The 13660-nt window shown below is 70.7% G+C and carries 12 protein-coding genes; 11 read left to right on the top strand and 1 reads right to left on the bottom strand.

Annotated elements, in window-relative coordinates; translation table 11 throughout:
* Positions 1–183: 183 nt before the first annotated feature.
* From PKF00_RS00920 to PKF00_RS00890, 7 genes are all read left to right on the top strand, one after another.
* Positions 184–1026, top strand: coding sequence for a TauD/TfdA dioxygenase family protein (locus PKF00_RS00920; protein WP_271215377.1), 843 nt, complete (start codon positions 184–186; stop codon positions 1024–1026).
* Positions 1026–1985, top strand: coding sequence for a 3-oxoacyl-ACP synthase III family protein (locus PKF00_RS00915; RefSeq protein ID WP_271216330.1), 960 nt, complete (start codon positions 1026–1028; stop codon positions 1983–1985). The genes PKF00_RS00920 and PKF00_RS00915 overlap by 1 nt, the downstream gene beginning before the upstream one ends.
* Positions 1982–3268, top strand: a complete 1287-nt coding sequence (locus PKF00_RS00910) for an ATP-grasp domain-containing protein (protein ID WP_271215376.1) — start codon at positions 1982–1984, stop codon at positions 3266–3268. Before PKF00_RS00915 ends, PKF00_RS00910 begins: the two co-directional genes overlap by 4 nt.
* Positions 3265–5133, top strand: a complete 1869-nt coding sequence (locus tag PKF00_RS00905) for a phenylacetate--CoA ligase family protein (protein ID WP_271215375.1) — start codon at positions 3265–3267, stop codon at positions 5131–5133. Before PKF00_RS00910 ends, PKF00_RS00905 begins: the two co-directional genes overlap by 4 nt.
* A gap of 50 nt (positions 5134–5183) precedes the next feature.
* The gene (locus PKF00_RS00900; protein WP_271215374.1) at positions 5184–6725 is read left to right on the top strand and encodes a hypothetical protein; all 1542 of its coding nucleotides are present in this window, start codon (positions 5184–5186) and stop codon (positions 6723–6725) included.
* Positions 6719–8071, top strand: a complete 1353-nt coding sequence (locus PKF00_RS00895; protein ID WP_271215373.1) for an MFS transporter — start codon at positions 6719–6721, stop codon at positions 8069–8071. Before PKF00_RS00900 ends, PKF00_RS00895 begins: the two co-directional genes overlap by 7 nt.
* A 147-nt stretch (positions 8072–8218) precedes the next feature.
* Entirely contained in the window at positions 8219–9340 is a 1122-nt protein-coding gene (locus PKF00_RS00890) for an epoxide hydrolase family protein (RefSeq protein WP_271215372.1), read from the top strand.
* Between the two features lie 173 nt (positions 9341–9513).
* On the opposite strand, the gene PKF00_RS00885 is transcribed toward PKF00_RS00890, so the two are convergent.
* Complete coding sequence (locus tag PKF00_RS00885) at positions 9514–10143, bottom strand: anthrone oxygenase family protein (protein WP_271215371.1); 630 nt, start codon at positions 10141–10143, stop codon at positions 9514–9516.
* A 175-nt stretch (positions 10144–10318) separates the two neighbouring features.
* Between PKF00_RS00885 and PKF00_RS00880 the strand changes: the two genes are divergently transcribed.
* From PKF00_RS00880 to PKF00_RS00865, 4 genes are all read left to right on the top strand, one after another.
* Positions 10319–11230, top strand: coding sequence for a LysR family transcriptional regulator (locus tag PKF00_RS00880; protein WP_271215370.1), 912 nt, complete (start codon positions 10319–10321; stop codon positions 11228–11230).
* A 231-nt stretch (positions 11231–11461) separates the two neighbouring features.
* Positions 11462–11788 (top strand): PadR family transcriptional regulator, encoded by a 327-nt coding sequence (locus PKF00_RS00875; protein ID WP_271215369.1) that lies wholly within the window; start codon positions 11462–11464, stop codon positions 11786–11788.
* A 23-nt stretch (positions 11789–11811) separates the two neighbouring features.
* Positions 11812–12696 carry a hypothetical protein gene (locus PKF00_RS00870; RefSeq protein ID WP_271215368.1) on the top strand — a complete coding sequence of 295 codons (885 nt, stop codon included), beginning with the start codon at positions 11812–11814 and terminating at the stop codon, positions 12694–12696.
* A 33-nt stretch (positions 12697–12729) separates the two neighbouring features.
* On the top strand, positions 12730–13611 hold the full coding sequence (locus tag PKF00_RS00865; protein WP_271215367.1) for a hypothetical protein: 882 nt from the start codon (positions 12730–12732) through the stop codon (positions 13609–13611).
* The last annotated feature ends 49 nt before the right edge of the window (positions 13612–13660 follow it).

Below are 13660 nucleotides of genomic sequence, written 5' to 3'. Positions count from 1 at the left end.
GCTCTCACCCCCGACCGGCGAGGCCGTACGAGAAGGCCTCGCCTCCGACCGGCGAGGCCGTCGAGGAGGCCTCGCCCGCTGCCGGCGAGGCCGGACCAGGAAGGCCTCGCGCACAGACGGACGCGGCAGGACGACCGCCTCGTCCACGAACAGACTCGTCCACGAACAGATGAGAAGGGCAACATGAAGGTCAGTGAGATAACCCCGTTCATCGGCGCCGAGCTGTCCGACGTCACCTACGAGGACTTCGAGCGGCGCGAGGTCTTCGACCAGCTCGTCGAGAGCCTGCGGCAGCGCGAACTGGTGGTCGTGCGAGGCCTGGAGCTGACGCCCCACCAGCAGATCAAGCTGGCGACGCGCCTCGGGAAGCCGGTTCCCTTCGTCCTCGAGAAGTACCGTCACCCCGAGTTCGAGGAGATCATGATCTCTTCGAACGAGATCAGGGACAACAAGCCGATCGGCGTGGCCAGGGTCGGGAACTTCTGGCACCAGGACTCCACCTTCGTCGCGAACCCGGCGCCCTACACCATGCTGCACGGCGTGAACGTGCCCTCCACCAGCGGCCACACCCTGTACGCCAACGCGGCCGACGTCTACGAACGCCTGCCGGAGGAGTGGAAGCGGAAGGTCGCGGGCCGGACCGCGCTGGCCACCGTCAGCAAGCGCCTGCGGATCCGCAGCGAGCACATCGGCCTTTCGGTCGCGGAGTTCCGCGCGCTGATCGACATCGAGCACCCCAAGGTGGAGCACCCCCTGGTCAGGGAGGACCCCCACACGGGACGTCCCTACCTGTACGGCGCGCCGGAGTACCTCGACTCGGTGGTCGGCTTCGACGCCAACGAGAACGAGGCGTTCTTCGCGCTGGTCGACGAGCTGGTCCAGGACCCCGACCACGTCTACACCCACCGCTGGACGCCCAACGACCTGGTCATCTGGAAGACCGCGACGACCTACCACTGCGCCACCGAGGTCGAGCCGGGCGTGTCACGGACCGTGCACCGCATCAGCATCGAATCCGGCGAGTGATGGGCGGGATCGTCGACTTCGAGATCCGCCTCCCGCGGTCGAGCGTCAGCGTGGCGCGGATGCACGCGGCGTCCGGCGTGCCCGCCGAGGCCATCAGGGAGATCACGCACTGCGAGGAGATCCCCGCCCTGGGCGAGGACGAGCTGTCGTGGGAGCTCGCCCTCGAGGCGGCCGCGGCGCTCCTCGACCGCACGGGGACGCGCCCCGAGGACATCCGGCAGGTGATCTTCGCGGGGTCCGGCGAGTGGGACACCCCGTTCTGGTCGCCTGCGGCGAAGGTGGCCGCGGCGCTCGGTGCCGACCGCGCGCACTGCTTCGAGGTGACGAACTTCTGCAACGCGGGCACGACCGCGATCCAGATCGCCCTCGACAGGATCGCGGCGGGCGGAACCGGGCACGCGCTGGTGCTCGTCGGCGACCGGCTGAGCAAGATGGTCGACTACGACGACCCCGGCTCCAAGGAACTGTTCAACTTCGGCGACGCGGCGGCGGCCGTTCTGGTGGCGGGTGAGGGCCTCTCCTTCGAGGTGCTCCACTCGACGGCGCGCACGGATCCGAGCTGGTCCGACTACTACTTCGGCGAACACCGGCGGGAGCGCCTGACCATCCGGCGGGGCGAGCACCGCTCCGGGCTGGCCGACGCGTACGTGGACAACTTCACCCGGCTGATCGACGAGACCCTGGCCGCGGTCGGGGGCAAGAAGGACGACGTCTCGTACTTCCTGATCAACCAGGGCGACCGGAGGATGCACGAGCGGCTGCTGCGGACCGTCGGGATACCGGAGTCCAGGAGCGTCTTCAACTACCACCGGCTGGGCCACATGGGCGGGGCCGACACCCTGATCGCGCTGCGCGACCTCCAGACGCGGGGAGCGCTGCGACACGGGGACCTGATCCTCCTGGCCACCAGCGCCATGGGCTTCAGCTGGGGCGTCACCGCATTGGAGTGCGCGAGATGAAGATTCTGGTCATCCACCAGGTTCCGTACCGCAAGATCGACTACCACCTCGGCATCGACCACGAGCTGCACGACGTCACCTACGTCGGCCGCGCCGAGCGGATGGCCGAGCTGCCGGAATGGCTGCGCTGCCACCGCTTCGCGGTCGGCCCGCACGACGACCTGGCGGGATGGATCGTCGAGAACATCTCTCCCGACGAGGGGTTCGAGCAGGTCCTGTCGCTGTCGGAGGACGGTGTCCTGCTGGCCTGGCGGGTACGGCGCCACCTCGGGATCGAGGGCCCGTCGCTGGAGCGGCTGCGGCGGGTCCGCGACAAGGTCGCCATGAAGGAGGCGCTCGAGGGGTCGGGCGTGCGCTACCCGCGCTTCGTCGCGGACCTGCCCGTCGCGGATCCGCCTGTCACGGACCTGCCCGTGACGGACCTGCCCGTGACGGACCTGCCCGTGACGGGCGACGCCGGGGACGCGGCCGCCGGCCCGTCACGGGACGGCTCACTGCCCTGGACCGGCAGGACCGTCCTCAAGCCCCGGCAGGGGGCCTCGAGCAAGGAGGTCGTCATCCACGAGACGACCGGCGAGGCGCTGGCCGCCTACCGCAGGCTCGCCAACCCCGGCGACTTCGAGCTCGAGGAATACGTCGACGGCGACGTCCTGCACGCCGACGGGCTGGTCCAGAACGGCGAACTGGTCAACGTCGTGTTCAGCAGATGTGTCAGGACGCCGGTGGACTTCGCGCGGGGAACGCCGATCGCCTCCCACCAGATCCAGCACGACGAGCGCCACCGCGCCTTCGTCGAACAGGTCCTCAGGGCCCTGGAGATCGACACCGGCTGCGTGCACCTCGAGTTCTTCGAGACCAAGGAGCAGGAGCTCGTCTTCCTCGAGATCGCCAACCGCCTCGGCGGCGCGGGCATCGTGACCTCCCACCTGCGCCACACGGGAGTGCACCTGCCCTCGCACGAGATCGCCATCCGCCTCGGCTGGCCCAGGCCGGAGCCGGAACCCGTCACCGGGCGCTACCACGGCTTCGCGATCTTCCCCGGGCACCACCTGAACCCGGAGGAGGGCTACGAGGTCGACGTGCCGGATCACATACGCCACCACCCGTGGGTGGACAGGGTGCACACGCTGGACGGGACGCAGCCCCTGCCCGACCACATCACCTACCAGGAGTGGGAGATACCGGTCTTCATCGAGGCGTCGCACCCCGACCCCGGGGTGCTCAGGCAACTGCTCGGGGAGTTCGTCCTGGCGCCCCTCGTCCGTACGGGGAGCCCGCGGTGAGGCACTACCCGACCGACCTGCTGCTGGCGGTCGAGCACGTCGAACGGCTGGTGGCGGCCGAGCCGGACTCCGAGGCCGCGAGGCTGCTGGCCGCGCACGACCTGACCGGCCTGTTCGACGGCACGACGCTGACCGAGGGGCTCGACGAGCTGTTCGGCGGCCTCGGCCAGTACCCCTGGCGGTCGCTGTCCGGCAGCGACGACGTCGAGGAGTTCTCCCCGGTCGGCACGGTCCTGCTGGACGACGACGTGCCCTCCCGCACCCTGCGCGGGCTGCTGCTCGGCTGGGCGACCGGCAACGAGGTCGTCATCCGCACCGGACGGCGGGATCTCTGGCAGGCCGTGACCGGTCTTCTCCGGCAGGCGGGCTTCCCCCTGCCGGACGCCTCGGTGAGGGGCCCGCGGAAGGACGGCGTGGACGGGGACGACGACACGGCGGACGGCCTGCTCGTCGACGTCCCCGAACCGCGCGTCCGGATCGACGCGGCGGCCGGGGCGCGGGCCGGGCGGGCGGCGGCCGTCCTCGCCGCCGACTGCAGGGCGGAGTGGGTCGGGCGGCTGTTCAACCGCGACTACCTGGTGGGCACCCGCCTCGCGGTCGCCCGCAGCCGCGACGCGGAACAGGACGCGGGGCGCGTCGGGGCCAAGCTGCGCTACCTGGTCGAGCGGGCCCGCCGCACGCCGTACTACCGGGACCTCCCCAGGGTCGCCGACCGGTCGGACCTGACGCTGCTGCCCGTCCTGGACAAGGCGGAGCTCGACGCCCACACGCTGCCGGTCAGCAGGGACATGTCCAGTGACGCGCCGCCGAGCGGAGAGGTGCTGCGCAGCGGGGCGACGACCGGCGGGCCGCGCTACATCGTCTACTCCCTCGCCGACTGGTCGAACATGGTGCGGGAGGCCGTCCCCGTCCTGTACGGCGTCGGCCTGGAGAAGGGCGACCGACTGATCAACGCCCTGTTCGGCGGGAGCCTCTACGGCGGCCTGATCACCAGCAGCTGCGAGTTCTCGCAGATGCCGATCGAGTGCTACACGACAGGTCAGCACATCACGGTCGACGACCTGCTGACGCTGGTGCGGAGCTTCTCAGTGAACGCCGTCGTCGGCCAGCCCGCGCTCATCCTCCCGATGTTGCGCGAGGCGAAGGCGCGCGACGCGGGCCTTCGTCTGGAGAAGGTCGTCTACGGCGGCACCGCGATGACCGAGACCGACAAGGCGTGGCTGCGCGAGCACCTCGGAGTCCGGGTGATCTCCAGCATCGTCGCGGCCAACGACGGCGCCCAGCTCGGCTACCAGTGCCGCGAGCTGGACGGGACGCTGCACCACCTCTGCGACGACTACAACCTGATCGAGGTGGTCGACGACGACGGCAGGCCGCTGGCGGACGGCGAGGCCGGTGAGCTGCTCGTCACCAGCCTGCAGAAGTTCGAGGGCCCGCTGATCCGCTACCGGATAGGCGACGTCGGCAGGATCACCGTCCGCGACTGCGGCTGCGGCGTCTCGGGACGGGTCCTCGAGTATCTCGGCAGGTCCGACGGCCTGATCAAGGTCAAGGCCCGCACGGTGCTGTACAACGAGATCCTCGCCGCGCTCTCCGTCTTCCAGGTGTCGCGGCTGCAGGTCGAGATCACCTCGAGCGACGGCACGGACACCGTGATCGTCCGCACCGAGTCGCCGCTCGACCTCGACCCGGAGAAGGTGCGCCACCTGCTGAGCGGTGAGTTCGAGGCGCTCAGCGACCGCCACGCGTTCGGCGACGGCCTCGAGGTGTTCAGGCTGGTCGTCGAGTGCCACGGCGAGGGCGCCCTGCCGAGGAACGCGGTGAGCGGCAAGATCAAACCGGTGATCGACCGGCGTCTGGAGTAGTGCCCGGCAGGACCTGATCTGGCGGACCGGTGGAGAACGGGATCGGACTCATGACCAATCGCATCACGGAGCTGTTCAACAAGGAGCTGCTCAGCGGAGACAGCCTCCTGACGGAGATCGACCTGCACGACGAGGAACGGTTCCCCTACCTGGCGACCCTCGACCGCAAGTACCTGACCCGCCCCGTCTTCATCGGCGAGAGCGAGCTGAACCGGTTCGCGGACGACACGGTCCGCACCGTCGACATCCTCACCTCGCTCCCCGAACGGCTCTTCGACGGAGACCTCGGCCGGTTCTGCGAGGCCCTGGGAATCAGCCCGCCCCGGGCACGGCTCATGCGCCGTCTCGGCGGGGTGAGACCGCCCCGCTTCGGCCGGGTCGACGCCTACCACGACGGCGAGTCGTTCAAGATCCTGGAGTTCAACGCCACCAGCGAGACCGGCGGCCTCGAATGGGTCGGTCCCGCGACGAAGGCCATGCTCGACTTCGACGCGTTCCGCGCGTTCGCCGACCGGCACGAGCTCCGTTACACGGACGCGCCGAAGATGGTCGCCGAGGCCCTGCGCCAGGCGAGCTCGGCCGTCACCGGAGGCCGGGACCCGGTGGTCGCCGTGATCGAGGGGGAGGGCGGCCTGGCCGCGTTCGGCGAGGCCTGGCGTCCCCTGCAGAGACTCCTGCGGGGCTTCGGCCTCGAATGCCATCTCGGCGAGATCACCGACCTGCGCGTCAGGAACGGCAGGGTCCTGTTCGGCGACGCCCCGGTCGACCTGGTCTACCGCGTCTTCGAGGTCGACCAGGTCATCGACCACCCGGAGGGCCTCCGGCTCACCGAGCAGCTCTTCACCGCGCACGAGGAGGGACGCGTGGTGATCTGGACCCCGCTCGAGACGGAGATCCACCGGCAGAAGGGGTGCATGACGTTCCTGTCCGACCCTGGGCTGCGGACGCGGCTCTCCGAGGACGAGCGGCTGCTCGTCGACCGCATGCTGCCCTGGACGCGCTCCCTGACCGGCGAGTCCGCGCTGAAGGACAGGGAACTGGTCGAGCACTGCAGGGAGCGGAGGGAGCATCTGATCCTCAAGCCGAACAGCGCCTACAGCGGGCGGGGGATCACGGCCGGCTGGGAGGTCGGCGACCGTGAGTGGTGGCAGGCTCTGCGGGACGGGGCCGAGGCCGGCGCCGTCGTGCAGGAAAGGGTCGTCCCGCGCGCGGAGCCGGTGGTCGACCTGGAGACCGGCCATACCGAGGAGTGGGAGGCGTGCTGGGGGCTGTACTACACGCCCGCGGGAGGCTACGCGGGCGGCGGCTGCAGGCTCCAGAGGATCGGCCAGGTCGATGTCACCGCCCTGGGGCCGGGCTCGCAGGCCCGGGTGGCGGGCGTCTTCTTCTATCCCGACGCACATCCCGGCGCCTCTCTCGGCACAGCTCTGGACACGGCTCTGGACACAGCTCTGGACACAGCTCTGGACACAGCTCTCGACACAGCTCTGGACACGGCTCCGGACACCGCCGACCGTCCCGGTACGGCGGGCGGCGTGGCCGTGCCGGACGGCGGCGTGACCGGTGCGGGCGAGGGCGCGCCCCGATGGTGACCGACGGCGCCGCCGTGCCCCGAACCGGCGGGAAGGCCTCCGGTCTCGGCCGCAACTACCACTACCTCCTGTCGGCCTACTCGATCCAGACGCTCGGCGAGGGCGTCGTGATCGCCGCCCTGCCGCTGCTGGCGAGCAAGCTCACCAGCGACCCGAGGCTGATCTCCTGGGTGCCGCTGGCCACCGAGCTGCCCTGGCTGCTGCTGGCCCTGGTCGGCGGTGTGATCGTCGACCGGTACGACCGGCGCCTGCTGATGATCGGAGCCCAGGCGGCGCAGACGTTCCTGCTCGTCGCCGTCGCGCTGGTCGTGACCTTCGGCGGCACCCAGATCTGGATGATCTACATCCTGGCGTTCGGCCTGTGCGCGGGAGACATCATCTTCATGGGCTCCAGCAGGGCGCTGATCCCCACGATCGTCCGGAGCGCCGACCTGGAGACCGCGAACGGGCGGAACGTGACGGCCGAGACGCTGGGCCGGATGTTCCTCGGCCCGGCCCTCGGCTCGGCGCTGTTCGTGCTCCTGGTCCCGCTGCCGCTGTGGGTGAACGCCGCGACCTACCTCCTGTCGCTCCTGCTGATCGCCCGGATCCGCAGCGAGGCGGGCCACTTCAGGGCGATCCGCACGGTGGCCCCGGACCGGCGGCGGACCGGCACGGCGGACGGGGCGCGGGCGGCGGAGCGTCGCGGCGTGCTGGCCGAGATGATGGAGGGCCTGCGCTGGCTGGCCGGGCACCGGGTGCTGCGCGTCACCGTCCTGCTGGCCGCGACCAGCAACTTCAGCGTCTTCATGGCGCAGTCGGTGACCGTGCTCTTCGCCAAGGACGTCCTGGGCGTCGGGGACGCGGGCTACGGGATCCTGGTGGCCGCGATGGCGATCGGCGGAGTCGCCGGCGGTCTGGTCAGCCGTCGTGTCGTCAACCGCTTCGGCACCCGTTCCGTGGTCATCGGGGTCTCGGTGGCCAGCGCGCTGAGCCTGGTGGCGATCGGCCTGTTCGGCAGGCAGCCCGTCGTCGTGGTCGCGCTGTTCGGCGTCTGGTCGGCGGGCCTGTCCGTCTGGAACGTGATGGCCCAGTCGCTCAGCCAGCGGCTGATCCCCAACGAGCTGATGGGCAGGGTCGGCAGCGCCACCAGGATGGTCGCCTTCGGCGCGCTCCCGTTCGGCGCCCTCGCGGGCGGTCTCGTGGCCGCCGCGTACGGCCTGACGGCGCCGTGGGTGATCGGCGGCGTGGTCCACCTGACCGTGACCCTGTTCACGCTGCCCGCACTCCTGCGCTGGCCGTCGGTGATCGAGGCGCCGCCGAGCGCGGACCCCGAGGCGGCGGGCGTTTCGGGGAAGGCGGGCTGAGCACGGGGACGCCGGGGCGGCGTCGAAGGCGACGTGTAAGTGGAACGGAATGATTTGTTCTGCTATTCTGGAACAGAACATTCCGCTTCGCTTGGGAGGCGGGAGACGCTCAGTCCCCGCTTCCCGACGGTTCAGAAAGGCGTCGCCGTGACCGAGATCAAGCCCTTCCGCATCGACATCTCAGACGCCGACCTGTCGGAGCTGCGCGACCGGCTCCGCCGTACCCGCTGGAGCGGCGAGGTCCCCGGCGCGGGATGGAGCAGGGGCGTGCCGGTGGACTACCTGAAGGGCCTGGCCGACTACTGGGCCGACGGCTACGACTGGCGCGGGGCCGAGGCGAGGCTGAACGAGTTCCCGCAGTTCACCACCGAGATCGACGGGCAGAACATCCACTTCGTACACGTCCGCTCCGCCAGGGAGGACGCCACGCCGCTGCTGCTCCTGCACGACTGGCCGGGCTCCTTCACCCAGTTCACCGAGGTGGTCGAACCGCTGTCGCGGGACTTCCACGTGATCGTCACCTCCACCCCCGGGGTCGGCTTCTCCGGGCCGCTCAGCGGCCCCGGCTGGAACACCGGCCGCATCGCGGGCGCGTTCGTCGAGCTGATGGCCCGGCTGGGATACGACCGCTACGGGGTCCAGGGCGGCGGCGGAGGCGCCTGGATCGCCGCCGAGATGAGCCGCCAGGCGTCCGACCGCGTCGTCGGCGTCCACCTCAACGGCCTGGTGACCTTCCCCTCCGACGACCCGGCCGACTTCGCGGGCCTGACGGAGGGCGAGCAGGAGCGGCTGGCCCGGCTGCAGAACTTCCGCGACGACATGATGGGTTTCAACGTCATCCAGTCCACCCGCCCGCAGACCCTCGCCTACGGCCTGCACGACTCACCGGTGGGGCAGCTGGCCTGGATCACCGAGAAGTTCAAGGAGTGGACCGACGCCGCCGCCGACCTGCCCGAGGACGCCGTGGGCCGTGACCACCTGCTGACCAACGTCAGCGTCTACTGGTTCACCGGCACGGCGGGCTCCTCGGCCAACCTCTACTACGAGATGGCCCACGACCCCGCGGCCTGGGCCCCCAAGGAGCGCGGCGACGTCCCCGTGGCCGTGGCCGTGGCCCTGACGACGGACGTCGCCGTCCGCCGCTTCGCCGAGCGCGAGCTCGACGTCGTCCGGTGGACGGAGTTCGAGCGCGGCGGCAACTTCCTCTCCCTTGAGCAGCCCGACCTCCTCGTCGAGGACGTCCGCGAGTTCTTCCAGACCCTCAGCTGAGGGGCCCGGTGCGGTGCCTCTGAAAGGGTCCGGTGCCCTGTAGGGGAGGCCGGTGCGGCGACCGCATGCCCTCACCGGGTTCATGGTGTCTCTCCCGGGCGCCGGTACGGCGAGTGCCGACACGGACCTGCCCGGTGCCTTCGAACGGTGCGCGACCCGGTGAACGTTCCCGGTCACCGCGCCTGGGAAGCGGGCCTGTCGCCGTACCGGGAGGGCGGGCCGGACAGATGAGGCACGGACAGACGGGTCGCGACGGCGGTCACGCCGTGCCCCACCTGTCCGGCGTCCGGCCGGGGGGCGGCCGTCGCGGTGGCGCGGCCGTGCAGGACGAGGGCCCAGGCGAGGACGGCGAAGGCGACGACGTTCGCGACCGCCCTGACGAGGTTCCAGGTGACCCACCTGGACTCGAAGAGCCGCCGCACCTCGGCCAGGTCCGCGATGTCGCCGGGACTGCCCGCCCTGGCCAGCTGGTCGTTGAGGGGCACGTTGACGGCGGCGGTGACGACGAACATCACCCCGTACAGGACGAGCGCGGCGACGATCCACGGCAGGACCTCCCGGCCCGACCCCAGGTGCAGCACCAGGGCGAGGACGGTGAACAGCAGCCCGCCCAGGAAGCAGAACATGAACCAGCCGTTGACGATGGCCACGTTGATCCGCTGCATCGCCTCGACGAAGGTGCGGTCGTGCGAGCGCCCGAGGCCGGGCATCACCGCGTAGGCGAAGGCGGCGAACAGTCCGGCCATGAGTCCGGCGGTGACGGTCGCGGCGAGCAGGGAGACCGTCTGGAGGATTTTGATCATGGTGCGCTTTCCCAGGTTCCAGATGCCGGTTGCGGCGGTTTCACAGGCGTGGTCGGCGAAGTCACGGGACCACCGTCCCAGCCCGCCTCCTCAAGGATCATCCAGGCCGGAACCGGAAACAATGATCGGTTACGCAACGTTCGTTAACCTGGAGGTTCACGAACGGGGGTTCACGGTGGAGCGGCGCGATATCGAGATCTTCCTGGAGCTCGGCAGGGAACTGCATTTCGGACGCGCCGCGGAGAACCTTCACGTGTCCACGGCCAGGGTCAGCCAGACGATCAAGAAGCTGGAGCGCCGCATCGGCGCCCCGCTGTTCGAGCGGACCAGTCGCAGGGTGGCGCTGACGCCGATCGGCCGACGGCTGTACGACGACCTGGATCCCGCTTACCGGCAGATCCGCGAAGGCGTCGACAGGGCGGTCGCCGCGGGCCGGGGCGTCGACGGCGTGCTGCGGGTCGGATTCGTCGGCACGGCCGTCGGCAGGTTCGTCCTCGAGGTGGCGGACGTCTTCCGTGCCCGCCATCCCACCTGTCAGGTCCAGATCAGGGAGAGCCCGTACAGCGACGGCACCACCCCGCTCGACGCCGACGAGATCGACGTCCTGCTGGCCGTCGTCCAGCCCCCGCGCGACTCCGGCCTCACCGCGAGCCCGGTCCTGTTCCGCGAGGACCCCATGCTCGCGGTCTCGGCCCGGCACCCCTTCGCCCGTCGCGCCTCGGTCTCGCTCGACGACCTCGCCCGCGACAGGGTCCTGCGCCCCCGCTCGATCCCGGAACACATCGACGAGGCCCTCGTTCCCCGCAGGACCCCCAACGGCGAGCCCATCGAGCGCGGGCCCGCCTTCGGCACCGTCCAGGAGATGTTCGCCCTCGTCGGCGCGGGCAAGGGCGTCTTCCCGGTCCCCACCCACGCCGCCCGCTACGACGCGCGGCCGGACGTCGCCTACGTCCCCATCCCCGACGGATCGCCCTTCGAGTGGCGGCTGCTGTGGCGGACCACGGCGGAGACCAGCCGCGTCCGCGCCTTCACCCAGGCCGCCCTCGACCACGTCGCCGCCAACGAGAACCCCCTCACCGACCATTAGGTCTCACCGAACACTGAGCACGGTCCGCGCACGGACGGACCTCGCCACCCCTCCGCGCTCCGCGCGCATCACACTCGGACCGCGCCCCGAGCAGGCCAGCCGGAGCGGACGATTCTGAGGCGTGCGCCGGGATCAGCGGCGGGGGACAGGGGCGAGGGAAGGCCGTCGGCCGGTTCGCGGTGCCACGTCGTCGGGGGCGGTTCGGCCGTCACGCGTGTTATGTTCGGCGGCATGCCCAGGGGTACGGACGAGGTCAGCGAACCCATGTACTACGTGCTCACCGCGCTGCTGGACGGGCCGCTGCACGGGCACGCGATCATGAAGGTCGTCGGGGAGCTCTCCGGCGGCCGGGTGAAACCCTCGGTCGGCACCCTCTACGGCATCCTGGAGCGGCTCGGCGACCGGGGGCTGATCACGGTCGACCGGGAGGAGACGGTCAACGGCCGGGTCCGCCGTTACTTCCGTGTCCTGGAGTCGGGGCGGACGGTGCTCGAGGCGGAGGCGAGGCGCATGCAGCAGGCCGCGTCCCTGGTCATCAACCGCACCAGCTACGCGTGAGGCGGCCCGGAGGCCGCCCGCGCGTGACGCCGCTCGAACGCCGCTACCGGTGGCTGTTGTTCGCCTACCCGCCCGGCTACCGCGCCGCGCACGGTCAGGAGCTCCTCGGCGTGCTGCTCGACTGCGCCGCCCCGGGGCGCACGACCCCCGAGGTGCGGGAGGCGGTCGGGCTCGTCACCGGCGGGCTGCGTGAGCGGGTCAGGCAGGCGGCGCGTGGTGACGCGTGGCGGGACGGTCTGCACCTGGGCGTGACCGTCGTGATGACCGCGCAGCTGGCGGTGCTGCTGCCGTACGCCGGGTCGATCCCCGGGTGGGTCGCGCTGTCCGCGCTCGCGCTGCTGGCCGTTCTGCGCGGCAGGGTACGGCTCGCGCTGCCGCTCGTATCGCTCACCGGGGCCAAGGCGATGGCGGTCGCGACCGCCTGGCAGCCGGTCGACGTGACGCTGCTTCCCGTCTATCCGGGTTTCCTCACCGCCGAGCCGTTGTTCGCGGCGAGTGCTCCGGTCACCGTGGCGCTCGGCTACGGGTTCGTCTGCTGCGGCCTGCTGGCGCTGGCGGCCGGGAGCGGACCGCCGCGGACCAGGTCCTGGCGGTGGGCGGCCGCGGTGCCGTTCGCCGCGTGGACAGGCCCCGGGTGGATGCCGGAGGGCACGCCCCTTCCGCTGAGCCTCAGCCGGACGGTCCTCGAACTGGCCGTGCTCTGCCTGGCCGTGTGGGCGGCCAGGACGGCGCGTGATCTCCGTTGGGCGCTGGCGGCGGTGGTCTATCTCCTGGCGGTCTCCGTACAGCTCGGCGAGCACCTCGCCGAGCTGACGCGCCAGCACCTGGCCTACTGGGGCCTGCTGGTCTTCCTGACCGCCCTGACGGCCCTCGTCCCGTACGGTCACCGCCGCCGCGTTCCCGATTGACCATACTTCGTTGAACGGAGTATGGTCCTCGGCATGCCCAAGAGATCATTTCTGGTTGTCGCCGTTCTCGTCGTGCTCGCCGGATGCGGCACCGCCACCGCCACCGACGGGGGCGGGGCCGTGCGGCAACCCGCCACGCCCACCGGGAAGCAGGACAACAGGCACCGGTTCCAGGCGATCAAAGCGGACTGCATGAAGCGCAAGGGCTTCAGATACGTCCCGTACGTGTCCGCCATGAAGGGGACCGACGAGCAGGAGAAGGACTACTCCGGCGACTACGCGGCGATGAAGGCCCGTCGCTCGAAGTACGGCTTCGAGATCTTCTCCTGGTTCGTCTACCCCAGGGAGATGGGAAACCCGGCGGCCAGGCCCGCCGACGCGCCCGTCAACCCCAACTTCGCCATCAAGAACGACCTCTCGCCCGCCCAGCAGGACGCCTACGACGAGATGTCGGAGGCCTGCGACGCGCAGGCGTACAAGCAGATCACCGGCAAGGTCGTGAAGTCCATGGACGACTGGTCGGCGCAGACCAACGCGCTCATCGACCAGCGCACGGGCCGCGAACTCGACGGCGATCCGAAGCTCGTCGAACTCGCCTCCGCCATGGCCGACTGCCTCACGGGCAAGGGGTACCGGTTGACCTCGACCAAGCCGACGGCCATGAACGTCTGGGGGTGGCGGCTGTTCACCGCGGAGCGGGACGAGATCGCCAGCAAGGACGACACTCCCGAAACCGACCTGCCCAAGGGGCACTACTACCTGCCCCGCCTCACCCCCGCGCGGGCCCGCCCCCTCCTGGACAGGGAGATCAAGGTGGCCCTTGAGGACCTCGAGTGCGGCAGGGAGTTCTACCCCGCCTTCCGGCCCAGGAACGCGGAGATCGTGCGGCAGGTCGAGGCGGAGTACGGGGCCTGAGGCGGCCCTGACGCCGTTCCGCCCACGGACGCGGGTTCCCGGTGGACTC

The organism is Streptosporangium carneum (assembly GCF_027922005.1).
Classification (GTDB): Bacteria; Actinomycetota; Actinomycetes; order Streptosporangiales; family Streptosporangiaceae; genus Streptosporangium; species Streptosporangium carneum.
The sequence above is the reverse complement of the archived record's forward strand: the minus strand, read 5'-3'. Positions and strand labels throughout refer to the sequence as shown.